At 72.2% G+C, this 23,785-nt stretch carries 23 protein-coding genes; 17 read left to right on the top strand and 6 right to left on the bottom strand.

Annotated elements, in window-relative coordinates:
- Positions 1-6 precede the first annotated feature (6 nt).
- The 3 genes from TR42_RS02180 to TR42_RS02170 are packed head-to-tail and all read right to left on the bottom strand — an operon-like array spanning position 7 to position 2,359.
- On the bottom strand, positions 7-462 hold the full coding sequence (locus TR42_RS02180) for a MaoC family dehydratase (protein ID WP_042212627.1): 456 nt from the start codon (positions 460-462) through the stop codon (positions 7-9).
- Between the two features lie 59 nt (positions 463-521).
- Positions 522-1,403 (bottom strand): amidohydrolase family protein, encoded by an 882-nt coding sequence (locus TR42_RS02175; protein WP_143058868.1) that lies wholly within the window; start codon positions 1,401-1,403, stop codon positions 522-524.
- An 8-nt stretch (positions 1,404-1,411) separates the two neighbouring features.
- On the bottom strand, positions 1,412-2,359 hold the full coding sequence (locus tag TR42_RS02170; protein WP_042212625.1) for an SDR family oxidoreductase: 948 nt from the start codon (positions 2,357-2,359) through the stop codon (positions 1,412-1,414).
- Between the two features lie 91 nt (positions 2,360-2,450).
- On the opposite strand from TR42_RS02170, the gene TR42_RS15390 reads away from it, so the two are divergent.
- Positions 2,451-2,906, top strand: a complete 456-nt coding sequence (locus tag TR42_RS15390) for a MarR family winged helix-turn-helix transcriptional regulator (protein ID WP_042212623.1) — start codon at positions 2,451-2,453, stop codon at positions 2,904-2,906.
- 6 nt (positions 2,907-2,912) lie between these two features.
- Here the strand turns inward: TR42_RS15390 and TR42_RS14945 are convergent, their stop codons facing one another.
- Positions 2,913-3,074, bottom strand: a complete 162-nt coding sequence (locus tag TR42_RS14945) for a hypothetical protein (RefSeq protein WP_161786609.1) — start codon at positions 3,072-3,074, stop codon at positions 2,913-2,915.
- A 183-nt stretch (positions 3,075-3,257) separates the two neighbouring features.
- Here TR42_RS14945 and TR42_RS02160 point away from each other — a divergent pair, with 183 nt between their 5' ends.
- The 13 genes from TR42_RS02160 (at position 3,258) to TR42_RS02100 (ending at position 18,611) form a co-directional block, all read left to right on the top strand.
- Positions 3,258-5,423, top strand: a complete 2,166-nt coding sequence (locus TR42_RS02160; protein WP_042212621.1) for a DEAD/DEAH box helicase — start codon at positions 3,258-3,260, stop codon at positions 5,421-5,423.
- 331 nt (positions 5,424-5,754) lie between these two features.
- Positions 5,755-6,915 carry a hypothetical protein gene (locus TR42_RS14940; protein ID WP_052405510.1) on the top strand — a complete coding sequence of 387 codons (1,161 nt, stop codon included), beginning with the start codon at positions 5,755-5,757 and terminating at the stop codon, positions 6,913-6,915.
- A gap of 82 nt (positions 6,916-6,997) precedes the next feature.
- Complete coding sequence (locus TR42_RS14010; RefSeq protein WP_052405509.1) at positions 6,998-7,783, top strand: hypothetical protein; 786 nt, start codon at positions 6,998-7,000, stop codon at positions 7,781-7,783.
- Positions 7,784-7,826: 43 nt separating this feature from the next.
- Complete coding sequence (locus TR42_RS02145; protein ID WP_201770763.1) at positions 7,827-9,101, top strand: hypothetical protein; 1,275 nt, start codon at positions 7,827-7,829, stop codon at positions 9,099-9,101.
- 3 nt (positions 9,102-9,104) lie between these two features.
- Positions 9,105-9,653 carry a hypothetical protein gene (locus tag TR42_RS02140; RefSeq protein WP_042212617.1) on the top strand — a complete coding sequence of 183 codons (549 nt, stop codon included), beginning with the start codon at positions 9,105-9,107 and terminating at the stop codon, positions 9,651-9,653.
- Complete coding sequence (locus tag TR42_RS14005; protein WP_052405507.1) at positions 9,650-11,770, top strand: hypothetical protein; 2,121 nt, start codon at positions 9,650-9,652, stop codon at positions 11,768-11,770. The genes TR42_RS02140 and TR42_RS14005 overlap by 4 nt, the downstream gene beginning before the upstream one ends.
- A 6-nt stretch (positions 11,771-11,776) precedes the next feature.
- Complete coding sequence (locus TR42_RS02130) at positions 11,777-12,994, top strand: hypothetical protein (protein WP_074789097.1); 1,218 nt, start codon at positions 11,777-11,779, stop codon at positions 12,992-12,994.
- A gap of 264 nt (positions 12,995-13,258) precedes the next feature.
- Positions 13,259-13,789: a helix-turn-helix transcriptional regulator gene (locus tag TR42_RS15230; protein WP_074789094.1), complete on the top strand. Its 531-nt coding sequence runs from the start codon at positions 13,259-13,261 to the stop codon at positions 13,787-13,789.
- Between the two features lie 72 nt (positions 13,790-13,861).
- On the top strand, positions 13,862-15,022 hold the full coding sequence (locus TR42_RS02120; protein WP_042212615.1) for a sensor histidine kinase: 1,161 nt from the start codon (positions 13,862-13,864) through the stop codon (positions 15,020-15,022).
- The gene (locus tag TR42_RS02115; protein ID WP_042212613.1) at positions 15,019-15,678 is read left to right on the top strand and encodes a response regulator transcription factor; all 660 of its coding nucleotides are present in this window, start codon (positions 15,019-15,021) and stop codon (positions 15,676-15,678) included. Before TR42_RS02120 ends, TR42_RS02115 begins: the two co-directional genes overlap by 4 nt.
- A 111-nt stretch (positions 15,679-15,789) precedes the next feature.
- The gene (locus TR42_RS02110) at positions 15,790-16,560 is read left to right on the top strand and encodes a CPBP family intramembrane glutamic endopeptidase (protein WP_042212611.1); all 771 of its coding nucleotides are present in this window, start codon (positions 15,790-15,792) and stop codon (positions 16,558-16,560) included.
- A 93-nt stretch (positions 16,561-16,653) separates the two neighbouring features.
- Positions 16,654-18,024, top strand: a complete 1,371-nt coding sequence (locus TR42_RS02105) for a S1C family serine protease (RefSeq protein WP_052405506.1) — start codon at positions 16,654-16,656, stop codon at positions 18,022-18,024.
- A 137-nt stretch (positions 18,025-18,161) separates the two neighbouring features.
- Complete coding sequence (locus TR42_RS02100) at positions 18,162-18,611, top strand: hypothetical protein (RefSeq protein WP_042212610.1); 450 nt, start codon at positions 18,162-18,164, stop codon at positions 18,609-18,611.
- A gap of 12 nt (positions 18,612-18,623) precedes the next feature.
- Here the strand turns inward: TR42_RS02100 and TR42_RS02095 are convergent, their stop codons facing one another.
- Positions 18,624-19,355, bottom strand: a complete 732-nt coding sequence (locus tag TR42_RS02095) for a patatin-like phospholipase family protein (RefSeq protein WP_052405505.1) — start codon at positions 19,353-19,355, stop codon at positions 18,624-18,626.
- Positions 19,356-19,499: 144 nt separating this feature from the next.
- Here TR42_RS02095 and TR42_RS02090 point away from each other — a divergent pair, with 144 nt between their 5' ends.
- A complete protein-coding gene (locus tag TR42_RS02090; RefSeq protein WP_042212608.1) occupies positions 19,500-19,955 on the top strand; it encodes a hypothetical protein in 456 nt (151 codons plus the stop codon).
- A gap of 281 nt (positions 19,956-20,236) precedes the next feature.
- Positions 20,237-21,031, top strand: a complete 795-nt coding sequence (locus tag TR42_RS02085) for an LLM class F420-dependent oxidoreductase (RefSeq protein WP_042212607.1) — start codon at positions 20,237-20,239, stop codon at positions 21,029-21,031.
- Between the two features lie 9 nt (positions 21,032-21,040).
- On the opposite strand, the gene TR42_RS02080 is transcribed toward TR42_RS02085, so the two are convergent.
- Positions 21,041-22,039 carry a LacI family DNA-binding transcriptional regulator gene (locus TR42_RS02080; RefSeq protein ID WP_042212604.1) on the bottom strand — a complete coding sequence of 333 codons (999 nt, stop codon included), beginning with the start codon at positions 22,037-22,039 and terminating at the stop codon, positions 21,041-21,043.
- Between the two features lie 92 nt (positions 22,040-22,131).
- Between TR42_RS02080 and TR42_RS02075 the strand changes: the two genes are divergently transcribed.
- Entirely contained in the window at positions 22,132-23,763 is a 1,632-nt protein-coding gene (locus tag TR42_RS02075) for an HAD family hydrolase (RefSeq protein ID WP_042212603.1), read from the top strand.
- Positions 23,764-23,785 lie beyond the last annotated feature (22 nt).

Genomic DNA, 23,785 nt, shown 5'->3' with positions numbered 1-23,785 from the left:
CGTCGTTCAGGCGTAGAAGCGGTAGAGCCCCCGCGCCGCGACCGCGGGCTTGGTGCCGCCCTCGATCTCGATGGTCTGGTCGACCGTGAGCTGGTAGCCGCCGCGGATCTCGGCCACCTCCGCGATAACCGCGTTCATCCGGACCCGTGCGCCCACCTGAACGGGGGAGATGAAGCGCACCTTGTCCAACCCATAGTTGACCTTGGTCGTCACGCCGTCGACCTCGAGCAGCTCGGTCCAGAACTTGGTGGTGAGCGACAGCGACAGGAAGCCGTGCGCGATGGGTCCGCCGAACGGGCTCTCCGCGCGTGCCCTCTCCGCGTCGACGTGGATCCACTGGTGGTCGTCCACCGCATCGGCGAACACGTTCACGCGATCCTGGGTGACCTCGAGCCAGTCGGACCAACCGAGGTCGCGGCCCACGAGCGACGGGACCTCGGTGTAGGGGACGGTGGTGGTCATGAGCGGAACCCTTCGTAGGTGTGAGCGGTGGGGGACGATGCGGCGGGGCGGCAGCGTGATCAGCCGAGGCGCAGGAGACGGACGGCGTTGTCCTTGAGGATCGCGGGCAGGCGCTCGGGCTTGAGCGCCGTCTGGCCGATGTCCGCGAGCCAGCGATCCGGGGTGAGCAGGGGGAAGTCCGTGCCGAACAGGATGCGGTCCTTGAGATACGAGTTCGCGGCGCGGACCAACTGCTCGGGGAAGTACTTCGGACCCCACCCGGAAAGGTCGATCCAGGTGCGGTGCTTGTGGGTCGCCACCGCGAGGGCCTCGTCCTGCCACGGCACGCTCGGGTGCGCCATCACGATGTCGAGGTCGGGGAAGTCCGCGGCGACGCCGTCGAGCAGCATCGGGTTCGAGAGTCCGAGCCGCAGCCCGCGTCCGCCGGGAAGGCCGGCCCCGATCCCCGTCTGCCCGGTGTGGAACAGGGCGGGCACGCCCGCGTCCTGGATGGCGGCGTAGAGCGGATACCAGCGCTCGTCCGAGGGGTCGAAGCCCTGGACGGTCGGGTGCAGCTTGAAGCCGCGGACGCCGTGGTCCTGCGCGAGGCTCCGCACCCGGTCCACGGCGTCGGGACGATGCGGGTCCACCGAGCCGAACGGGATGAGGACGTCGGCGTGGTCGGCGGCCTGCGACGCGATCGCGGCGCTGTCGAGCGTGGGGTGGCCCAGCTGCGTCTCGGCGTCGACGGTGAAGACCACGGCGGCCATGCGGCGCTCGCGGTAGTACGTCGCGATCGCCTCGAGCTCGGGGCGCGGCCCGTCGGTGCGGAAGTACCGCGAGGCGGCCTCGACCAGGTCGGGCGGCAGGGAGGTGTGCCCGTGACCGTCGACCTCGATGTGGACGTGGACGTCGATCGCCTCGATCGCATCGAGATCGATCGCGGGCTCGTAGCGGGTCATGGTGGCGCTCAGGCGGTGGGCGCCGGCCGCACCAGCGACTCAGGAAGCGCCGGGAAGCGTTCGCCCACCGACTGGAGGTTCCCGTCGAGCAGCCCCGGGAGGTCGGCGGCGAGCGCCTCGAAGCTCCATCCGCCGTCGCGGTACGCGGTCGCGACGGGCTCGGGATGCGACCACACCTGGATGCGGTCCCCGCCGATGCCGAGCGCCTGCCCGGTGATGTCGGCGGCGGCGTCCGAGGCCAGGTAGGCGACCAGTCCCGCGACGTCGTCCGACGTGCCGAAGCCGAGATCGTGGCGGAAGAACTCCGGCATCGGCTCGCCCGCCGCATCGGCCTCGACCGCGGCGGCGAAGTACGGGACCGTCGCGGTCATCGCGGTGGCGGCGACGGGGATCACCGCGTTGACGGAGACGCCGGCGCGCTTGAGCTCCATCGCCCACGTGCGCACCATGCCGACGATCCCCGCCTTGGCGGCGGCGTAGTTGGTCTGGCCGAAGTTGCCGCGCTGTCCGGTGGGGGAGCCGATGCAGACGATGCGCCCGGGCACGCCGTTCTCCCTGAAGTACGTGGCGGCGGCGCGCACGCACGTGAACGTCCCCCTGAGGTGCACGGAGATCACCGTGTCGAAGTCGTCGTCGGACATCTTCCACAGCACGGTGTCGCGCAGCACGCCCGCGTTCGTCACCAGGATGTCGAGCCGCCCGAAGCTGTCGACCGCCGCGGCGACGAGGGCGTCGGCCGTGGAGGTCGGCCCCACGGGGGCGACCACGGCGACGGCCGTGCCTCCCGCGCTCTCGATCGCGGCGACCGCGTCCTGTGCGGCGGCTGCGTCGACGTCGTTCACCACCACGGAGGCGCCCTGGCGGGCGAGCTCGAGGGCGTACGCGAGGCCGAGGCCGCGGCCGGAGCCGGTGACGATCGCGGCGCGGCCGGCGAGCGGGGCAAGCTGTGAGGACATCGCAGAACTCCTTTGTTCAGGACTCAGCACAGCATCGGTCGTTGAGAATGTCAATGATTGAATTTCTCATGTCTCATGGCAGGATGGCGGCATGGCCCCCGACGACGATGCCTCGGTGCGGGTCTCGCCGACCCTCGATGCGGACACGAGCTTCCTGCTCGCGCGGGCGAGCGCGCTTTCGGCGGCAGCGGGCAACACCGCGCTCCGCGAGCTCGGGCTCAAGGTGAGGTCCTACTCGGTGCTCGCGCTCGCCGCGGAGGTCGGTCCGTCCCAGCGCGATCTGGCCGAGCGGCTGCGGTTGGACCCGAGCCAGGTGGTCTCCCTGGTCGACGAGCTCGAGGCGTGCGGGCTGGTGAAGCGCCGGCTGGACCCGTCCGACCGGCGTGCCCGCATCGTCGTCGCCACAACGGAGGGCCAGGGGCTGTTCGCGCGGGCGCGCGAGGCGATCGCGGGGGCGCAGCGCGAGACGCATGCGCCGCTCACGGGGAAGGAGCAGCTGGCGCTGGGCGACCTGCTGCGGAGGCTCGCGTACGCGGACCTGCGGTGAGGCGCGTCAGCGCTCGGTGACGGTCTCCGCGTCGGCGAGCGAGGCCTGCTCCGATCCCCACGAGCTGGCGAGCAGCGCGAGCTGCTCCGCGGAGTCCGGCTCCGACGGCGCGCCGCGACGGCACGGTGTGGGCCGATAGGGGGCATCGGCCGTAGAATGCTCCTGCACCCGCGCGCATCACTCTGGCGCCGAGTGCGCGCCGACCCTCGCGCCGAGGGTCCGCCGAGACGCCGCCGAACGCGCGAGCACGGACGAGGCCAGCGCCAGGGGACAGGGGCCGGCGCAGAGGTGGGACGTCCCCGCCACGCGTAGCGTGCCGCGTCCGCGGCACGAGATCGAGTAGGAGCCGAAGTGTCAGGAGCAGGCCAGCGCCGCTCGGGTCGCACGCGCGCCGCTGCCGGAAGCCAGCGCCGCCGCACGTCGCGCCCGACAGAGCAGGGGCTCATCCCCGTGCTCGCAGGGATCGCCCGCGACGTCGATCGCGTGGTGCAGCGTCCGCCGACGCGCCAGACCGTGCGCACCAAGTTCCAGGTGGTCGCGCTGCTGGTCCGCGAGGAACGGGCCCGCGTCAAGACCGACGAGTCGCTCACCACCGCCAAGCGTGACGAGGAGCTCAAGCGCCTCGACGGGCTCGCCACCATCCTCGCCAAGATCGCGGCGCGCGACACCTCGCTGCTCGCGTTGCTCGCGGAGGACGCGCGCGTCTCCGACGCCGCACGCCGCTACAAGGCGACGGTGCTCGGCGCCGCCGGGCGCGAGGTGCCCGACGAGCCCGAGCCCGCCGCGCCCGTCACGCCGCCGCCCGGCGCCGAGAAGCGCGTGGTCCCCAAGTCGGCGGTCTCGTACCAGCTCGCCAACCCGTTCATGGCCCCGAACTTCGCCTCCGCGACTCCCGAGCATGCGGTCCAGGCGCGCCGGCTCGCCGGATGGGAGCTGCTCGACCCGCTGTTCCGTTCCTTCGAGCATGACACCACCGGCGTGCGCGCCTGCATGGAGCTGCCTGAGCCCGAGGCGCTCACCGCGGGTCCGGTACGGGTCCCCTTGGGGCGTGCGCTCATGCCGCACCAGGCGCAGCTGGTCGCAGCCGCCGCGCGCGGTCATCGCACGTTCCTCCTGGCGGACGAGCCGGGACTGGGCAAGACCGCGCAGTCGCTCCTCGCGGCCGAGGTCGCTGACGCGTACCCGCTGCTCGTGGTGGTCCCCAACGTCGTCAAGGCGAACTGGGCGCACGAGGTCGACCTGTGGGTGCCGCATCGTCGCGCCACCGTGGTCCACGGCGACGGGGACGAGGTCGACGCCTTCGCCGATGTGGTGATCGTCAACTACGACATCCTCGACCGGCACGTCGGCTGGTTCGGCGACATCGGCTTCCGCGGCATGGTGGTCGACGAGGCGCACTTCATCAAGAACAAGGGGTCGCAGCGCTCGCAGCACGTGCTCGGGCTCTCGGAGCGGATCCGCAGGCGCACCCCGCGTCCGCTCCTCATGGCGCTCACCGGCACCCCGCTCATCAACGACATCGAGGACTTCCGCGCGATCTGGGAGCTGCTCGGCTGGATCGACGACGAGAAGCCGCTCGGCCCGCTCATGGGAGCGCTCGAGGAGACCGGGCTCATCCCGACCGACGCCGGCTTCTCCAAGGCGGCACGCGGCGCCGTGATCGACATGGGCATCGTCCGCCGCCGCAAGGCCGACGTCGCCAAGGACATCCCCGCGCGCACCGTCGCCGACCTCCCGGTCGAGCTCGACGGCCCGCTCGGCCGGTCCATCCGCGCCGCCGAGGCGGCGCTCGCCGCGCGCATGGTCGAGACGTACCGCCGCGCGCTCGCGGCCCGGAAGGACGATGCGCCGGTCGAGGACGGCATCGACCTCGAGCTCGCGCGTCGCATCGCGGCGGCCGAGCTCAAGGACGGCAGCGACAAGAAGTCCGGCGAGAACGTCTTCGCCATGGTCCGCCGCATCGGTCAGGCGAAGGCCGCGCTGGCCGCCGATTACACCGCGCAGCTCGCCCGCAACGTCGGCAAGGTGGTGTTCTTCGCCAAGCACGTCGACGTGATGGACCAGGCGGAGCAGATCTTCGCGGACCGCGGCATCCGCTACGCGTCGATCCGCGGCGACCAGACCGCCCGGGTGCGCAACGCGAACGTCAAGGCGTTCACCGAGGACCCCGAGGTCGAGGTCGTCGTCTGCTCGCTCATGGCGGCGGGCGTGGGCCTCAACCTCCAGGTGGCGTCGAACCTGGTGCTCGCGGAGCTCTCCTGGACCGACGCCGAGCAGACGCAGGCGATCGACCGCATCCACCGCATCGGCCAGTCCGAGCCGGTCACCGCGTGGCGCGTCATCGCCGCGCAGACCATCGACGCCAAGATCGCCGAGCTCATCGACTCCAAGTCCGGGCTCGCGGCGGCGGCGCTCGACGGCGTCGAGGCGGAGGAGGGCGCATCGTCCGCGGACGTGCAGCTCGATGCGCTGGTCGCGCTGCTGGTCGACGCGCTCGAGGCCGAGGGGCTCGGCTGATCCGCCGGGCGCATGCGCCGGGGGTCGCGCACCGCTGAGCGGCCTCATCGTCGCACGTGCGGCGATCTGGTGGCGGTGACGGCTCCTCGCGGGCGCGGAACCTCCAGCGCCGGCTCATGACGCCCGACGCCGTTGCGACCGGGCGCGCTGTTCGCGCGCCTGATCGCACAGATGAGCGACCCCGTCCGCGCGACCCAGGATGACGGACCTCGGCATGCGACCCCGCTCGTGCGACTCCCGCACCGGGCGCGCCGGCGATTCGATGAGGGCAGCGGTCCAACGGGATCTCCTCTCCGGGTGATCCTCCGCGCACCGGAAGAAGGGATCCCTCATGAGCCAGATGAATGCCGAGTTCGAGTTCGAGAGCGAGCTCGAGGATGAGTTCGAGGACGAGTTCGAGTTCGAGGATGAGTTCGAGGATGAGTTCGAGGCCGAAGACGAGCTGGAAGGCGAGTACGAGGACGAGTTCGAAGCCGAGCTGGAGGATGAGTTCGAGGACGAGTTCGAGTTCGAGGACGAGTTCGAGGACGAGCTGGAGGACGAGCTCGAGTTCGAAGACGAGTTCGAGGACGAGTTCGAGCTCGAATGGGAGGACGAGGGCGAGGCGCTCTTCGGCTGGGTCAAGAAGGCCGCGAAGGCAGGCTGGCGCTGGGCCAAGAAGAACAAGGGCCTCCTGAAGAAGATCGCGAAGAAGGCGGCTCCGCTGATCGCGACCGCTGTCGGGGGTCCGGCCGCCGGCGCGGTCGCACGCGCTGTCACCAGCCAGCTCGAAGGCGAGCTCGAGTACGAGCTCGAGGCGGAGTTCGAAGACATGGCGACGGCTCCGCTGAGCCCGAACGAGACGCTGAGCGAGTACCTCGCCGCGGGTGCTGCCGCCACCGATTCGGAGTCCGAGGCCGCCGCCCTCGCGGGATCGGCCACGACGCTGGCGATCAGCGAGCGCGACCGTCTGTACCTCGAGGCGATGCTTCCCCATCTGGTCCGGGGTGTGTCCGTGCTCACCCGGGCGCTCCACCGCAACCCCCAGACCCGGCCCGTGATCCGGCTGGTCCCGAGCATCGTCGGCGCGGCCACCCGCACGGTCGTGGCCCAGTCCGGCGGACGTCCCGTGAGCCGCGCGGATGTCGGCGCAGTGGTCGGTGCGACGACGCGCAAGGTGCTCACGAGCCCGCGCGCACAGGCTGCGGCAGCCCAGCGGCACGTGCGCGGCGTGGTCACCCACCGACGTAGGAAGGCGACCGCCACCACCAAGGCGGTCACGCGCGCGTACCCCGCAGCCCGCACCACGGCTCGCACGGGAGCGTCTGTCGGGCGCCGCCCGGTCCGCCGGACCCCGACCTCGATGCCGCGGACGATGTCGCGGTCTCGTACCGGGCGTCCGTACCCGACCCGTGCCTCGGCCGCCCGCACGCCCCGGCGGTCCACCGTTCCCGCCCGCGCGACGCGCACGGGCGCCACCCGCCGGCCTGTCACGGCGTCACGCCGTCGCTGACCCCGCCCGTCGGGCGTCCGGCGCCACCCGCGTCGCACGCCCGACGGACGGTCACGGATCGAAGCACCGATCGGAGACCATCATGACCTCGTCGCACCCCACCTACCCCGCGATCCAGGGCGAGTACCCGGAGATCCAGGGCGAGTTCGAGGACGAGCTGGAGGCCGAGTTCGAGGCGGAGTTCGAGCTGGAGGCCGAGTTCGAGCTCGAGACACGACAGGAGTACGAATCCGAGTGGGAGTTCGAGTTCGAGTCGGAGGCCGAGCGCGAGGCCGCGTGGGAGCTCGACGATGAGCTCGAGGACGAGGCAGGCGCGTCGGTCGACCCTGTCGCGCAGGTCCACCGCGAGGCGGAGCTCATGGCGCACCTGGCGATGCGCGCGGCCACGACCGGCAGCGACGCGGAGGCGGAGCAGTTCCTCGGGGCGCTCGTGCCTCTCGCCGCGAAGCTGATCCCGCGGGCGCGCACCCTCATCGCCAAGAACGCACCCGCGCTCATCCGCGGTGTCGGCAAGATCGCACGCCGCCTCCGTGACAACCCCGAGACGCGCAAGCTGGTGGCGGCGATGCCGGTGATCCTGCAGCGCACCGCGCAGAGCCTCGCCGACCAGGCGGCCACGGGTCGGCGCATCGACGCCGCCCGCGCGCTGGGGACGCTCGGCACCATCTCCGGACGCGTGCTCGCACCGGCGTCCGCGCCTCGGGCGGTGCACGCGGTCGGCGTGTTCAACCGTCGGTGGCACCGTCGCGCTCGGGTCGACAAGCGGCGCGGAGCTGCGGCCGCACGCCGCCGCGGTCGCGTGCGAGGATCGACCCCCGCGCGCCGCGTGCCCCGAAGCCGAGCAGGACGCCGTGTCCGCCGGCGCTGACCTGGCCCCGGCCCGACCCAGGCCGAGGGTGCGCGCGCGTGCGGTGCAGGCTCCGCCCTCGGCCCGCGTCGTATCGGCCTTCGCGTCGGGGCAGGCGGTCAACGTCCGCCGGCACCTCGACGCTCTCCGTGACTTCTCGCGCGACGAGTTCGGCGACTCGATCGCTCGGCCGTCGGAAGGGCACGTCCAGGCGGTGAACGCGCTGCTCGCGAAGCTGCGGCGCCCTCTCTCGAAGGCGGTCGGTCAGGTCGAGATGGCGAGCCGCGCGGCGCAAGGGGCGCAGCCGACGCACGCGCAGCTCACCGCGGTGCTCGAGGCTAAGAGCCGCGCGCACGACTGGGTGCGCGCCACGGAGAGGGTGTGGGACTTCTACTTCGACCTGTTCGGGCAGCGGCAGAGCGCCTACGGCGACTGGCTGTTCGCGTGCGATCGCATCGCGCTCGACTGCTACCAGCACGTGTTCATGCACCTCGGCAGCAGCCGCAGCATCCCGAGCCCCGCACCCTTCGCCTACATGCGCACCGGATTCTCGCCCGCGACCTTCCGGCGCAACATCCCCCTTCGCCGGCTCGGCCGTCAGCTCAATCCGTTCCCTCTGGTCCAGCTGCCGTACCACCGGCTCGTGAACCCCTGGACCATGGGGGCGATCCTCCACGAGGTGAGCCACAACCTCCAGAATGAGCTCGCGCTCGAGCGGAAGGTGCCGGACACGATCGTGCGCCGGCTGCGCACCGCCGACGTGCCACCGCAGGTCGCGACGGTCTGGGGCCGGTGGAACCGCGAGATCTTCGCTGACATGGTCGGCTGCCTTCTCGGCGGCGAGGCCTTCGTCGCGTCGCTCATGGACGTGCTCGGGCGGGCTCCCGATCAGGCGCTGCGCTACTCGGAGCGAGGCGTCCACCCGACGCCGTATCTGCGCACCCTGCTGTCCGCCGAGCTGCTGCGGCGCATGGGGTTCCCGGAGGCCGGTGCACGGTACTCGCGGGCGTGGCGGCAGCTCTACCCCTCGGCGAGCGGCGGCAGCATCCCGCCGCCGCTGCTGCGGTCAGCCGGCACCTGCATCCCCCTGGTGGTGGAGGCGGTCTGCTTCACGCGGTTCGCATCGCTGGGCGGCAGGTCGCTGCGCGAGGTCATCACGTTCGAACCCCGCCACCAGTCCATGATCGAGGAGGCCGCGGTGCGCATCTCGGCGGGCAACGATCCGGGCGTGGTGCCGGAGCGGTTCCTCATCGGAGCGGCCCGGGTCGCGGTCGACCGACGGCTCGCCAGCCCGGAGGCCGTCATGCGCAGCTTCTACCGCGAGCTCGCGCGGAGGTGAGCCATGTCCCTCACCAGCGCACGGCAGGAGATGATCGAGGCGACCGCCTCGTTGGCTGAGAGCGTCACGGAGCTGGTGCAGGTGATCGAGCTGCGTCCGGAGTCCGGCGAGATCGCCATGGTCGACCGTCTCGCCGAGACCGTACTCGAGCTCCAGGCGTCCGTCGCCGACGCGTCCGACGTCCTCAACGCCGCAGCCGACGTGCGCGGGATCCCGGCGATCCTCCCACGGGTCGACCGCGACATCTCCAGCGCTGTCCGGCGGTACTGGCTGGACCTCCGGTCCTACGACCCGATCGCGGACCTCCGCGCGGTGGCGCGCGAACGCGGCCGCGAGCTGCGCACGTGGCAATGGAGCGTCGAGCAGTCGATCCTCCGATGCCAGCCCGACATCGAGCGCGCGGCGGCCTCGGTGAGCGCGGCATGTCACGAGGTCGCGGAGCTGCTGTCGCTGCAGCTGCTGCGACCGGGCGACTCTCGGACCTCCGCGGCACCCTACGACCCGCCGGCGGCTGCCGGCACCGAGCACGACGACCAGAGGAGGTCATCATGAAGCCCGACGACAGCGCCCGGGACGGCACCCCGCGCACCAGCACCATCATGGAGGTGGACCTCCCGTTCCCGACGATGGTCGAACGCGGCCGTGCCCGCGGCGGCGTCGCCTCGAGCGAGTCGGGCAGGCTCGTGGCGGACCTGCTCCACAGCACGCTCGGCGTGCGCCCGAGGACCGCGGATCCGAAAGGCTTCGACGATGCGTTGAAGGCCACTTTCGTGGAGCGCATCGTCGAAGGGCGCCGCGAGGTCGTCCACGTCCCGCGAGGTCTCCGCGCCCACGCGGATCTCGGCGCGGTGACGGGAGGTCAAGCATCGCTGTTCCGGCGAGCGAGCGCCACGCGCGCCGAGATCGTGCGCATCCTCGACGGTCTGGTGCCGTTGAGGAACGACCTTGATCCGGACGACATGGACTCGTATCGAGCGGTGGTGCGGGCGAGCGTGGAGCTCGTCGTCGACGAGATGGGCGCCGCAGGAGGCCCGCGCGCCGCGCTGGTCGACTCGCAGCTCGCCGCGCTCGCCGGCAGCCGAGACGCGGATCCTGCGGCGGGCCCCGACGCGGTCGGAGGACAGCTCGGGGCGCTACGGGAGCGATTCGGGCTGATCGACGACCACGTCAACACGGTGGATGACGAGGACGTGCTCACCGCCTTCTGGACGCTCGCCGAGTTCGTCGCCGACCTCCAGCGTGCGTGGACCGCGTGGCGCGAGCAGTTCGCCGGAGCGCCAGGCCAGGGCTTCCTCGGCACCGAGCTCATCATGCTCTCGTGGCTCATGGACGCCGCGGCCGAGCAGGTCGATGAGCTCGAGGCGGTGCTCGACTCGGTCATGATCTCCGAGGCGGAGCGGCGCACCGTGATGATCGACGCGGCCGAGAACCTCACGCTCGACGGCCTGCTCACATGGTTGAGGTCGTTCCTCGGCGAGCACGGACGGCTGACCGCGCAGGAGACTGGACGCGACGGCATCGTGTCGGCGCTGGCGCCGGCCGCGATCGCGCTCGTGCGAGCCTTCATGAAGCTTCAGGCGCACGTCGACGACGTCGACGCGGGCGGCGCGACGGATGAGGGTGACGGGCGTTCCGGCTCGCGCACGCCGCACCGCCTGCGCTCGGGTCCGCGGCAAGCGCTCCCGGTCGCCATGCACCTGGCCCGGGTCCGCACGGTGGTCGCGAGCCTGTCACGGATGCTGACGGATATCGCCGCGACCGCGCAGCGGATCGGCCGCTTTGCTCAGGTGGTGCTGCTGGATGCGACCCTCACCCCGGTGGAGGGCCAGGACGGCACGCTCAAGGTCACCTGTCGCGGGCTCAACCTGCAGCCCTCCTACGGCCTGGCGTTCGTATCGGAGCCGACCTCCGGGGACGATGCGGAGGCCGAGCTCGCGCCCGAGATGCTCGTGCATCCGTACCGCGCGAGCACATCGGCCGACCGCGACAGCGTCACCGGTCTGTTCCGCACGCGCGACCTGGACGACGCGGGAGCGCTGGCGTCGATCGGCCATGTCCCCGACCAGGGGCTCCTCGTGCCGGCCGAGATGCTGCGGCTCGCGATCATCGACCGGGGCACCGGACGGACGGTGGTGGCGCCGCCGCCGGTGTCCTGGCCCTGGTCGGTGCGCGCCGATGCGCCGAACGAGGGAGACGTCGACGCCGACGTGTCGTGGGCGGAGGAGTTCGGCGAGGTCCCGTGCCGGGACGATGCCGAGACGTACGGCGCCGATGACGAGGAGGACGTCGGCGACGGTTCAGTCGTCGAGATCGACGACAGCGACGCCGCGGTGCTAGCGACGCTGCGCGCGGACGTCGACCGCACCAGCTCCGCTGCGGAGGACGCCAAGCAGCGTGTCAGGCTCGCGAGCGAGGCGCTCGCCTCGCGGATGGCGGATTCCAAGAAGTCGGAGGCGGCGCTCAAGCGCCAGAACCTGCGCCCCGACACCCGCGCGCGGTATCAGGAGGAGATCGCGGCCCAGGTGGTCGGCAGCTCCGACAACCCCCCGCTGCGCGACCTGGCTCAGGAGCTCATCGACGCGGTCTCCGCACTCGAGCGCTCACTGGACGAGGCCGAGGCGGCGAGGACCGCGCTCGCCGTAGCCGAGCAGAAGACCGAAGGGAAGTGATCCACCATGCCCACGCAGCGCGAGCAGCAGGAGCGACTGGATCGAGTCAACGCGCTCCGCGCACGGATCGCGGAGCAGCTGGCGGGGAGCCTCGCCTCGAATCCGGTGATCGCCGAGGAGCTCCACCGGCAGATCGACGAGCACGTCGACAGCCTGGTCGCCGCGGAGGGGCAGCGGCCCGCCCCACCCGACGGGGGCTTCGGCGGGCTCATCGGCATCGGACCCGACGCGGCGCTCACGCTGGGCGAGACGCGGGTGCCGAACGGTGTGGTCCGCTACGACGATCAGGTGAACTCGGAGCGCATCGCCGCGGTCGGGGATCTCTACTACATCTACCAGCATGAGCAGATCGGGGTCTTCAAGGTCGTCCAGAAGCTCAAGCAGCTCTTCGAGGCGGGCGCGGTGCGATTGTCCTCCGGGCAGGGGGCGTACCGGCTCTACCAGTTCGATCGCCGCGATGTGCTGCGCTACACGCGGCGCGATCGGCTCGACGGATACCGCCGTGTGCTGGGTTACGGCCGTGGACTCGGTGCCGGCCAGAGTCGGCCGAACACGGACTTCCATCGGCTGTTCGGGCACTTCGTCAACCAGGTCACCCTGTTCTGGCGCGACAAGCGCATCTCCGAGGTCATGCGGCAGGGGGCGAACGACCCGAGCTTCGGGTCGATCGCCGTGGTCCGGCGCGCAGGACTGGACCTTCGCAACAACCTCAAGTTCGCGTCGTTCGGCCACCTCAACGTCATGCGCATCGAGCTGATGCAGGTGCTGGAGGAGTGCTTCGCGATCCTCGGATCGCCGGACGTGATGGAGCTGTTCGGTGCCGACAACGCGTGGGATGTGATCGACGAGATCCTCGTCCGCTACTTCGACGAGCGGCTGCAGACCTCGCCTCGCCAGCGCATGGCCGAGACCGGGCGCGATGTGCTCCGGTGGCTCGCGTCCGGCCACATCCTCGAGTCGAACCGGCCGCAGTTCGAGGCGCTGCTCAACCATATCGCCGAGCCCGCGGAGGAGTGGCTGACGTCTGCGCAGGCGATGAGCCTCGCACCTCGCGCGAGCGCGCGCAGCGTGACGCCCTGGGAGCGCAGCGGGGCTTCCGGAGCCACGGCTCGGAGGGCCGAGCGCGGGCCCGTCTCCGGATCGCGGCGGTCGACGCGTCCGGTCCCGCAGCGGCGCGGCGATCCCTCCGCGCGGTCCAAGCGTCCGCCCGGTAGCCGGCGGTGAGGGGCGAGGCGGGGGTGCCTCGACGTGGCGCGCTGCGCAGTGGGCCCGTCGGCCGCCGCGTGCGGGGCCGGGGACGACGGAGCGGCCCTTGGGTAGGATGCAGAGAACGCCTGCCGAGGCACCACGGCCAGGCGTGCGACTTGCAGCGAGCGACGCCTCCCCGGAGCGCGCGGCAGGCGGCCCGGATCATGGGCTCGTCCGCTCGGACGGCGGGGCGAAGCACAGACGTGTTCACCGCACCAGTCACGTACCGGGGGGTCGACGATGACGCAGGGTGAGTCCTTCCGCCGAGTCTCGCTCGTCGGTGGCTTCGCCGACGGCGTGGCGACCGATCTGCGTGCGCCGACGCGACGTCGCGATGTCGATGCGGTCGCCGAGCAACGGGATGAACATGGGCTCCTCCTGAGCGCGCTCGAGGAGATCATCGGCTTGCTGCGGAGCTCGGAGCCCGACCTCGATCGTGGCGACGGGGTCCTCCTGGACGTCGTGGTCGGTGGAATGCACTGCGTGGTGGTCGAGCATCGACCGTCGCTGCTCGTCGCGCTCAGCCCGCGAGAGAAGCAGGTCGCGGTCATGGTCGCTCGTGGCCGCACCAACCAGGCGATCGCGAACGCGCTCGAGATCAGCGTGTGGACCGTCTCGACTCACCTGCGACGGGTGTTCGCGAAGCTCGCGGTCTCGAGCAGGGCGGAGATGGTTGCGCACCTGCTCGCCGATCGGGAGTTCTCCTCGCAGCTGGGTGCCCCACCCGCCGGTCCGGCCACCCTGCGGAGGTCGCAGTTCGGTCCGCACTGAACGGCCCACTGGCAGCGCGTGCCCGGCCGAAACGCGCGCCCGGGGCGCACCGCCCGCGCTAGGTTGGCGGGCATGACCTCCCTGGTGAGCAGGCTGCCGAGGCCGGCGACCGAGCGCGGGCGCGACGCGCTCGGCGCGGGAGCGCTCGCGGTCGTGATCGCCCTCATCGGCCTCGTGGAGAACGGGCTCGACGAGCTGGTCTCGGTGGACATGCTCGCGGCCCTCGTCGCGTGCGCGGCGCTCGCGTGGCGGCGGGCGTTCCCGCTCGTGGTGCTGGTGGTCTGCGCAGCGCTGGTCGGGACATCGACGCTCGTCACGGGGGACGTCGCGACCGCGGTGATCCCCATGTGGGTGGCGCTCTACACCGCGGTGTCCCGCGCCCCGCAGATCCCCGCAGGCCTTGCGCTCGGCGCGCTCGCCGTCGTCTTCGTGGGCGGCGTGCTCGCGATCGGGCCGGAGCGTGCCGCGGCCGACTCGGTGGTGGTCTCGGCCGGGATCTGGATGGCGCTCGTCACGGCCGTCGGGATCGCGATGAACCTCTACCGTCGCACGGTCGCGCAGGAGCGCGAGCGCGCGCGGCAGGCCGAGGAGACCCGCGAGGCCGTCGCTCGCGGCCGCGTCGCCGAGGAGCGGCTGAGGATCGCGCGCGAGCTGCACGATGCGGTGGGGCACCACGTGGCGGTCATGAACGTCCAGGCCGGCGTCGCCGAGGCGCTGCTCGACTCCGATCCCGCCCATGCGTCCGAGGCGCTCGAGCGGGTGCAGGAGGCGGGCGCGCGCGTGCTCGAGGAGCTCCCGGTCATGCTGCGGGTGCTGCGTCAGGGCGAGGAGGACACCCGTCCGACCGCGGGCCTGGCGCTGCTGGACGAGCTGGTCGCGCAGGCGCGTGACGCGGGTCTCGAGGTGACCGTCGAGGCGCACGACGTCCCCGACGACCTTCCCTCCGCGACCGACCATGCGGCGTACCGCATCGTCCAGGAGGCCCTGGCCAACGCGCGGCGGTACGGCGAGGGTGCGGCCTCGGTCGCGATCGCCTCCGACGGCGGCATCTTGGCTGTCGAGGTCCGCAACGCGGTGGACGAGGCAAATACCGGCGCGCAGGGCACGGGCTTCGGCCTGGTCGGCATGGCGGAGCGCGCCGTTGCGGCGGGTGGCACGGTGGCCGCCGGCCGGGAGGGCGACGAGTTCGTGGTGCGTGCGGCGCTGCCGGCGCGGAGAGGGGCGGAGGCATGACGACGCGTGTGGTGGTGGTCGACGATCAGGAGCTGATCCGCGGCGGCTTCGTCGCGATCATCGGCACCGTCGAGGACATCGAGGTCGTGGGGGAGGCGTCGGACGGCGCCGAGGCCGTCGCGGTGGTGCGTGAGACGCGCCCCGACGTGGTGCTCATGGACATCCGCATGCCGGGGACGGACGGGCTCGAGGCGACCGAGCAGATCGCCGCGGACCCGGACCTCGCGGGCGTGCGGATCGCGGTCCTCACCACCTTCGAGGAGGACGAGTACGTGCTGCGCGCGCTGCGCGGCGGGGCGAGCGGCTTCCTCGGCAAGAGCGTGCGTCCCGCGGAGCTGCTCGGTGCGATCCGCACCATCGCGGCGGGGGAGGAGCTGTTGTCCGCTGCGGCGACCCGCGCCGTGATCGCGCACGTCGCGGAGGACCGCGCCACGCCGTCGGTCGAGGGCGACCGCTTCCGCTACCTCACCGAGCGTGAGCGCGAGGTGGTGCTGCTCGTCGCCGAGGGCCTGAGCAACGACGAGATCGCGCAGCGGCTCTTCGTCAGCCCGCTCACGGCCAAGACGCACGTCAACCGGGCGATGACCAAGATCGGCGCCCGCGACCGCGCACAGCTGGTGGTCGCCGCCTACCAGGCAGGACTCGCCGGATCCTGACCGGTTCCGCGTGCGTACTGCGATCGCGGTACGCCCGAATGCCCACGCCCGGACGATGTGCGGAAGGGGGCGTTTCGGAAGGCTGGAGTCATCGACCACCGAGGAGATGACATGAGCTGGATCGCCACCGCGTCCGACCAGGACGACGTCCCGCAAGCCACCGAGAAGCCCGACCTGCCCCTCTACGACGGACCGTTCGCGATCAGCGGCGGTCGCTGGCTCGTGGTGGTCGCGGCCTGCGCGCTCGCCTTCGGCCAGCTCGCGCTGCTGCCGATCCCCGGCGGCGGCGAGCTCGAGATGTGGGTCCACGCGATCCTGCTCGCGGCGCTCCCGCTGATCGCCCTCGCGTGGGCCGCCCCTCGCGGCTGGACGTCGGTGTTCCGCCAGGTCGGCGTGCGCCAGGTGGCGCAGATGCTCGGCTTCGGGCTCCTCAACCTCGCCGTCACGTTCGGTGTCGCGCTGAGCCTCAACTCCGTGATCGGCGGCACCGCGAACCCCGCCGGCGACACGCTCGCGGACGCCTCCGCGGTGGAGCGTCTCCACTTCTTCGCCGCCACGATCCCGCAGCTGCTCGGCGAGGAGCTCATCACCATCCTGCCGCTGCTCGCGCTGCTGTCGGTGCTGGTGCGCCGCTACCGGTGGAACCGCCGCGTGGCGCTCGCGACCGCGTGGATCGCCACCGCCGTGATGTTCGGCCTGATGCACCTGCCGACGTACGACTGGAACGTGCTCCAGTGCCTCGCGTACATCGCGGTGGCACGCGTCCTCCTCACGCTCGCCTTCGTGGTGACCAGGAACCTGTGGGTCTCGACCGGAGCGCACATCGTGAACGACTGGGCGATGTTCTCGGTCCCGCTGATCACGGCGGCCGTCCTCGGCTGACTCTGGCTCTTGGCGTTCTCCCTGATTCCTCTCAGGGTCCTCCCCGCCGCGCGCGGTGAAGTAGGAGATGGGAAACCTACTCAGGAGGACGTGATGAGCGACAGCAGGGACGTGTCCACGGAAGTCATCTCGACCGAGGAGGCGGCGACCCTCCCTCCGCGTCGCGGGCGCCGCATGCGTCGCATCGCGGTCGCCACCACCGTCTCCGCGCTGGCGCTCACCGCGGTCGCCACGGGGGTCGTGTCGAGCAGCCGGATGGCGGACGACGATGCCACGGCATCGGCGCTCTCGGACGCGAGCACGGAGACCGCGACCACGACGCTCGACCAGGTGCCCTCGACGCAGCCGGCGGCGGGCACGATGCGCGGCATGATGCCGCCCGGCGGTGGGGCGTGGTCGGGCGGTGGCTCGTCCGCTGGCGGCGCCACGCTCGACGACGGCAGCACGCTCGATGGCGGCGCATCGTCCGGCGCGTCCGGCACAGCCGGCACGTCCGGCACGACGCAGACGGCCGCGACCGAGGCGGGGGCCGACGAGTCCACCGGGATCGTGCTCATCGATACGGTGCTCGGCTACCAGGATGCGGAGGCCGCCGGCACCGGCATGGTGCTGAGCTCCGACGGGCTCGTGCTCACCAACAACCACGTGATCTCGGGCTCGACCGAGATCGAGGTGACCGTCGCGGCGACGGGGGAGACGTACTCCGCCACCGTGATCGGCACGGACGCCGAGGACGACGTCGCGCTGCTCCAGCTCGACGGCGCGTCGGGGCTCACCACCATCACGCTCGACGACGACGGGGTCGCGATCGGCGACTCGGTCACCGCGGTGGGCAACGCCGAGGGCGGCGGCGTGCTCATGGCGGCGGACGGCTCGGTGACCGATCTCGAGTCCACCGTCACCACGGCGGCCGAGTACTCGACCGAGAGCGAGACGCTCGACGGGATGATCCAGTTCGCGGCCGATGTCGTGGGCGGCGACTCGGGCGGCGCGCTCATCGACGACGAGGGCGAGGTGGTCGGCATGACCACGGCGGCCTCGAGCGGGCTCGCCACCACGATCGCCTTCGCCGTCCCCATCGAGGACGCGCTCGCGATCGTCGACCAGATCCAGGCGGGCGACGAGTCGGACGGCGTGACGCTCGGATACGGCGCCTTCCTCGGGATCGGGCTCGCGAGCGACGCGGGCATCGGTGTCACGTCCGACGGTCGCCTGGGTGTGGTGACCTCGAACGACGGCGCGGAGATCGGCTACGTCTTCGCCGACACCCCAGCGGCGGACGCGGGTCTCGCGGCCGGTGACGTCATCACCGCCGTCGACGGGGTCGCGGTGGCCGACGGCGACGAGCTCTCCGCGGCGCTCGCGGAGCACGACCCCGGCGACACGGTCACCCTCACCTGGACCGACGCCGCGGGCGCCACGCAGTCCGCGACCGTCACCCTGGCGCAGGGTCCGGCCGCGTAACCTCTCCCTCCGCCGGCGTCGCGAGGCGGCGCCGGCGGAGCCGTGCCGTGCGCGCCCGGGAGAATCCGCTCATACTGGCGCGAAGGGGGCGTTGTGCCGTCTCGGGCCAGGAGCGGCCCGCCGGCGAAGGGAGAGTCATGCGCATCAACGACACGGTGAAGGCGACGATGCTCGCCGCGGCCACGGCGCTCGTGCTGGTCGCGTGCTCCTCGGACTCCGACGGCGACGCCAGCGCGGAGGCCTCGGCTCCCGCGGCGGAGGCGACGCCCGACGTGGCCGGCACGGTCGCGGCCGTCAAGGACGCGATCGCGTGCGACGGCTCATGGGCCGGGGGCAAGATGGCGGGCTCGGATGTGCTCGTGGGGTGGCAGTACACGTGCGACACCGACGGTGACGGCGTCGCCGAGGGCACGCTGTCGATCTACCCGACCGCCGAGGCGCTCGACTCCGACCTCGCGAACGTCGAGGGGGCCGCGACGGACACCGGCATCGTCGAGGGAGACCGTTACCTCTACGCGACGTCGGACCCGGACCAGTTCGCGGCGGTGTCGGGGCTCGGCGGCGAGGTGGTGCGCGAGATCCCGTAGAGGGACCTGCGGCTACTCGGACAGGGCGGCCTCGGCCGCGGCCCGCCCCGCGGCGACCACGGCGCCGAGGCCCTTGGTCTGCCACCACGTGCGTCCGCGCAGCGCAGGCGAGATGACGAGCACGTCCGGCCGGATCTCCAGGGCGCGGAGCTGCGCCGCGCTCGAGAAGCCCGGCACGTCCCACTCGGGTGCGACCCGGACGCCGATCACCGGGCTGGCGCCGAGATCGAGAGCGGCCTGGAGCGGAAGATTGGTCTTGAGCCCGCCGTCCGCGAGCCTGCGTCCGTCGAGCGTCACCGGGCGGAAGATGCCCGGCACGGAGATCGAGGCGCGCAGCGCGTCGATGAGCGACCCGCTCTCGATCACGGCCGTCTCCCGCGAGACCAGGTCCGTCGCGACCGCCGCGAAGCGCATCGGCATGTCCTCGATCCGCACGTCCCCACCGATGAGCTCCGTGACCGACGCCCGCAGCGCGGCCGCGTCGAGCAGGCCCATGCCGGGACGGCGCGGCACGGTGGCCACATCGGTCCACCGCACGTCGAGCAGCAGCTCCTCGAGCCGGTAGGGGTCGAGGCCCATCGCGTAGGCGGCACCCACGAGCGCGCCGGAGGACGTGCCGATGACCATCGACGGCCGGATGCCGCGCTCGTGCAGGACCTGCAGCACCCCGATGTGCGCTCCGCCGAGCGTCCCGCCGCCGCCCAGGCTGAGGCCCAGCGAGGGCGCGTGGCGCAGGTCGATCACGGTTCCACTCTAGGGTCGCGCAGCGACGCGCCTGGGTCGCGGCGGGAGGCTCTCGTACCCGGGACCTGCGCCGACATCGAGTGTCGCAAACTCATCTACGCTGATGCGGTTCACCAATCGTCCCCCTGACTCGAAGGGTCTCCCATGGCTTTCAACAACGGTGTGAAGGTGGCGCTCGTCGCCGCGACGGCCGGTCTGCTCCTCAGCGCCTGCAGCGCGGACTCCGACGCCGAGGCGAGCGCGAGCGCCGAGGTCGCGACCCCCGACTTCGCGGCGATCGCCGAGGACATCGACACGCGCACGGGCTGCGACGCCTTCGGCGGCACCTGGGAGGGCGGCGAGTCGGCCGACGCCGATGCGGCCGCCGGCTGGGTCTACACCTGCGACGCCGACGGTGACGGCACCGTCGAGACGACGCTCTCGATCTACGCGACCGGCGACGACCTCGCCACGGGCCTCACCGAGGTCGAGGCGGCCGCCGAGGACACCGCGATCCTCGCCGGCGGCGACTACATCGTCGCGACCACCGACTCGAGCCACTTCGCGACCGTCGCGGACACCGACGTCGAGATCGTGCGCGAGCTGCCCGTCGCCGAGTAAGGCGCATCGACGCGACCCCCGCGGCGTTCCCGGGTCCCCGAGGCCCGGCTCGCCACGGGGGTCGCGTCGTGTCCGGCGACTGTCCGCGCCCACTGTGACGAACTCCCCACGCCAGATGGGGGTGTCGTCGCTGGAAGAGCGCTAGTTTGGCGAGGTGGCTCCGCCCCGCCTCCCACGTTCCCCTCAGCGCCGGGAGGCGGGGCGGCGCCCGTGCCGCGCGGCGTGCCGCGAGTGGGCGCGATAGCCTGCGAGGGCACCCGAGCAGCCATGGAGGCTCCGAGATGACGTCGACACGTCCCGTCCGCATCGCCGTCCAGATCCGGCCGCAGCACGCGCCCTACGAGCGGATCCGCGACGTCGCCGCCGAGCTCGAGGACGCCGGCGTCGACATCCTCTTCAACTGGGATCACTTCTTCCCGCTCTCCGGCGAGCCCGACGGTCTCCACTTCGAGTCGTGGACCATGCTCGCCGCGTTCGCCGAGCAGACCTCGCGCGTCGAGATCGGGGCGCTCGTCAACTGCAACAGCTACCGCAACGCGCAGCTCCAGGCGGACATGGCGCGCACCATCGACCACATCAGCGCCAAGGGGGGCACCGGCCGCTTCATCTTCGGGACGGGCTCGGGCTGGTTCGAGCGCGACTACGTCGAGTACGGCTACGACTTCGGCACGGTGGGGTCGCGCCTCGACGACCTCGCGGCGTCGCTGCCGCTCATCGAGGAGCGGTGGGCGCGCCTCAACCCGGCCCCGACGCGCAAGATCCCCGTGCTCATCGGCGGCGGGGGAGAGCGCAAGACGCTGCGCCTCGTCGCGAAGCATGCCGACATCTGGCACAGCTTCTCCGACCTGCCGACCCTCGACCGCAAGCTGGGGATCCTCGCGAAGCACGGCGAGGACGTGGGGCGCGACGTGAGCGAGATCGAGATCTCGACCGAGGTGGCCAACCGCTCGATCGACGAGGCGACCGCGCTGCACGAGCGCGGCGCGACGCTGTTCACGCTCGGCACGGGCGGACCCGACTACGCGATCCCGGGTCTCGACGAGTGGTTGTCCTGGCGCGACGGGCTCAACGCCTGACGGAAGCGCTCAGCGCGCCGTCCCTGTCGACGCGCGCACCACGAGGCGCGGCTCGAGCGTGACCTCCGCGACCTCCCGGTCGCCGTCGATGCGCGACAGCAGCAGGCGCATCGCCTCGCGGCCCATGGCCTCGCGCGGCTGCTCGACGGTGGTGAGCGCGGGCCGGACCAGCCGCCCGACCTCCGAGTTGTCGTAGCCGACCACGCTGATGGCGCCCGGGACGTCGATCCGGCGCTCGAGCGCATCGTGGATCAGCGCGGTGCCGATGCGGTCGTTGCCCGCGAAGCACGCCGTCGGGCCGCCGTCGCGTGCGACGAGGTCGAGCGCCTGCGAGACGCCTCCGTCGGCCGCCTCGACCACCTGCGGCTCGAGGCCGGCCGCGCGCATCGTCTCCTTGTAGCTGGAGCGGCGCGCGGTCGCGGCCGCACGCCGGGACGATGCCACGTGGACGATGCGCGTGTGGCCCAGTCCGAGCAGGTGGCCGACGGCGGCCTGGGCGCCGTGCTCATCGTGGTTGCGCACCACGCTCACGCGTCGTGGCGCGTCGAACGGCCGGCCGACCATGACGAGCGGGCGGCGGGCGGCGGCGCGATCGAGCGTCTCCGCGTCGAGCATCGCCGAGATCACGATGACGCCGTCGACGCCGAGGTCGAGCATCTCGTCGAGGCGTCGCGCGAGCACCTCGGCCGAGCCGCGCCCGTGGCCGATGACGGTGCCCAGCCCGGTGGCCGTCGCGTCCTCCTCGATGCCCTCGACCACGTCCGCGAAGTACGGGTTCGACAGGTCGCTCACCAGCAGCCCGACCACCTGGGTACGGCCCTTCACCAGCCCTCGTGCCAGGGCGTTCGAGTGATAGCCGAGACGATCCGCGACGTCGAGGATCCGCGTGCGGGTCGCGTCGGAGACGCCGGCGTCGCCGCGGATCGCGAGCGAGACGAGCGACTTCGAGACCCCGGCCTCGCGGGCGACGTCGACGATGGTCGGCGCGCTTCTCGAGGGGGTGCTCACCCTGAAGTTCTAGCAGAGCCCCAGGTGAACGTCAGGAGAACTTGCGGGAACGGATCGGAAAAGGCCTGGAACGTTCCAGTAGCGTCCAGCACATGACGTTCTCCTCGATCGAGACCGCGACCGCCCCCGGGCCGGACGCGGCTCCGCGCCTTCCCCGGCCGCGCGCCCTCCTGCTCGACTTCGGCGGGGTGGTGGTCACCACCGCGAAGCGTGCGCACGGGCTCGACGAGGCCTCGGCGCACGTCGCCGCGATGCTCGAGCGCGGACTGGTGCCGGTGCCCGTCGCGGACATCCGCCGCAGCCTCCGGTCCGGGCTGACCGCGCTCACGCACTGGAAGCACGCGTCGAGCCGGCGTCTCGAGCCGCGCGAGCTCGCGCCGCGGGAGATCGTGGGCGACTTCCTCGCCTCCGAGCTTCCTGACACCGCGCGGGCGCTCCTCGTCGCCGAGGCGGCAGAGCTGCTCGACGCGCTCCAGACGCTCATCGGCGATCACCACCTTCGCCCCGGCGTGCGCCGGCTACTCCAGGTGGCCCGGAGCCGCGCGATCCCGGTGGGCATCGTCTCCAACGCGCACTCCGGCCGCAGCCATCGCCGGATCCTCGCGGAGCTCGGCATCGTCGACGCGTTCGCGGTGCAGGTCTACTCCGACGAGGTCGGCATGCGGAAGCCCAACCCGCGGATGCTCGAGCTCGCGGCCGCCGCCACCGGGGTCGCGCCCGCGGACTGCTGGTACGTCGGGGACACGTTCGACCGCGACGTGGTTGCCGCCCACCGCGCGGGCATCGGCGCGGCGCTGGTGACCCGGGACAAGCACACCGACCACCCGCCCTTCGACGTCGCGCAGCAGGCCGCTGCGGTCTTCGACACCCCCGAGGGGCTCGCCGACGCGTTCGAGGCGGCCCTCGCCGCGCCGGCTCCCGAGACGCCCGCCGCACCGGCGCCCGCCGCCTCGCCCGCCCGTCGTGGGGCGCTGCTCATCGACCACGGCGGTGTCATCTCCGCCTCGCATCCCGACCCCGACGCGCTGCTCGCGCTGGGGGAGCACCTCTCGCGCCTGCTCGGCACCGCGGAGGCGCCGCTGTCCGCCGACGAGGCGGTCGCGATGATCCGTGCCGCGAAGAGCCGCCGCGCCGAGCGCAAGGGTGACTCGCTCGCGGAGACGCAGCCCGCCGAGTTCTGGGTCGAGTGCTTCGGCGCCGACCTGGACGACCGCGCTCGCGCGGTGCTCGCCGCCGAGGCGGCCGACCTCATGCACCGCTACGGCCGCGCCAAGAGCCGCCGCTCGCTGCGCGCCGGCGTCGCCGACGTGATGCGGCGTTGCCGCGAGCTGGGCATGCCGGTCGTGGTGGTCTCCAACACCCTGTCCGGCCGTGCCGTGCGCGACGCCTGCGCCGCTCACGGGCTGGCCCCGTACATCGGCGCGTACGTGTGCTCGGACGAGCACGGCGTGCGCAAGCCGCACCGCAGCATCGTCGAGGAGGCGCTGCGGATCGCCGACGCGGACCCCGCCTCCTCGTGGTTCTACGGCGACAAGCCCCACGCCGACGCCGAGGCCGCGCTCGCGGCCGGCATCGGACGCCGCGTCATGGTGCGCGGCGGGGCGGTCGCCGACGACGTGCTCGACACCGCGAAGGCCGCCGGGACGGCGACCGACGTGGTGGACGACGCGACCGGACTGCTCGCGCTCCTGCGGCAGCCCACGCCCCACCCCGCAGTGTCCTGACCACCTCTGTTCCCTCATCAAG

This window comes from Demequina mangrovi (assembly GCF_000759715.1).
Classification (GTDB): Bacteria; Actinomycetota; Actinomycetes; order Actinomycetales; family Demequinaceae; genus Demequina; species Demequina mangrovi.
This window is presented reverse-complemented; position numbering and strand designations above follow the sequence as displayed.

Bases quoted from the DNA above. Each gene is read 5' to 3' on its own strand.
- TR42_RS02180 (WP_042212627.1), bottom strand. From the start codon at position 462: ATGACCACCACCGTCCCCTACACCGAGGTCCCGTCGCTCGTGGGCCGC.
- TR42_RS02175 (WP_143058868.1), bottom strand. From the start codon at position 1,403: ATGACCCGCTACGAGCCCGCGATCGATCTCGATGCGATCGAGGCGATC.
- TR42_RS02170 (WP_042212625.1), bottom strand. From the start codon at position 2,359: ATGTCCTCACAGCTTGCCCCGCTCGCCGGCCGCGCCGCGATCGTCACC.
- TR42_RS15390 (WP_042212623.1), top strand. From the start codon at position 2,451: ATGGCCCCCGACGACGATGCCTCGGTGCGGGTCTCGCCGACCCTCGAT.
- TR42_RS14940 (WP_052405510.1), top strand. From the start codon at position 5,755: ATGAGCCAGATGAATGCCGAGTTCGAGTTCGAGAGCGAGCTCGAGGAT.
- TR42_RS14010 (WP_052405509.1), top strand. From the start codon at position 6,998: ATGACCTCGTCGCACCCCACCTACCCCGCGATCCAGGGCGAGTACCCG.
- TR42_RS02140 (WP_042212617.1), top strand. From the start codon at position 9,105: ATGTCCCTCACCAGCGCACGGCAGGAGATGATCGAGGCGACCGCCTCG.
- TR42_RS14005 (WP_052405507.1), top strand. From the start codon at position 9,650: ATGAAGCCCGACGACAGCGCCCGGGACGGCACCCCGCGCACCAGCACC.
- TR42_RS02130 (WP_074789097.1), top strand. From the start codon at position 11,777: ATGCCCACGCAGCGCGAGCAGCAGGAGCGACTGGATCGAGTCAACGCG.
- TR42_RS15230 (WP_074789094.1), top strand. From the start codon at position 13,259: ATGACGCAGGGTGAGTCCTTCCGCCGAGTCTCGCTCGTCGGTGGCTTC.
- TR42_RS02120 (WP_042212615.1), top strand. From the start codon at position 13,862: ATGACCTCCCTGGTGAGCAGGCTGCCGAGGCCGGCGACCGAGCGCGGG.
- TR42_RS02115 (WP_042212613.1), top strand. From the start codon at position 15,019: ATGACGACGCGTGTGGTGGTGGTCGACGATCAGGAGCTGATCCGCGGC.
- TR42_RS02110 (WP_042212611.1), top strand. From the start codon at position 15,790: ATGAGCTGGATCGCCACCGCGTCCGACCAGGACGACGTCCCGCAAGCC.
- TR42_RS02105 (WP_052405506.1), top strand. From the start codon at position 16,654: ATGAGCGACAGCAGGGACGTGTCCACGGAAGTCATCTCGACCGAGGAG.
- TR42_RS02100 (WP_042212610.1), top strand. From the start codon at position 18,162: ATGCGCATCAACGACACGGTGAAGGCGACGATGCTCGCCGCGGCCACG.
- TR42_RS02090 (WP_042212608.1), top strand. From the start codon at position 19,500: ATGGCTTTCAACAACGGTGTGAAGGTGGCGCTCGTCGCCGCGACGGCC.
- TR42_RS02085 (WP_042212607.1), top strand. From the start codon at position 20,237: ATGACGTCGACACGTCCCGTCCGCATCGCCGTCCAGATCCGGCCGCAG.
- TR42_RS02075 (WP_042212603.1), top strand. From the start codon at position 22,132: ATGACGTTCTCCTCGATCGAGACCGCGACCGCCCCCGGGCCGGACGCG.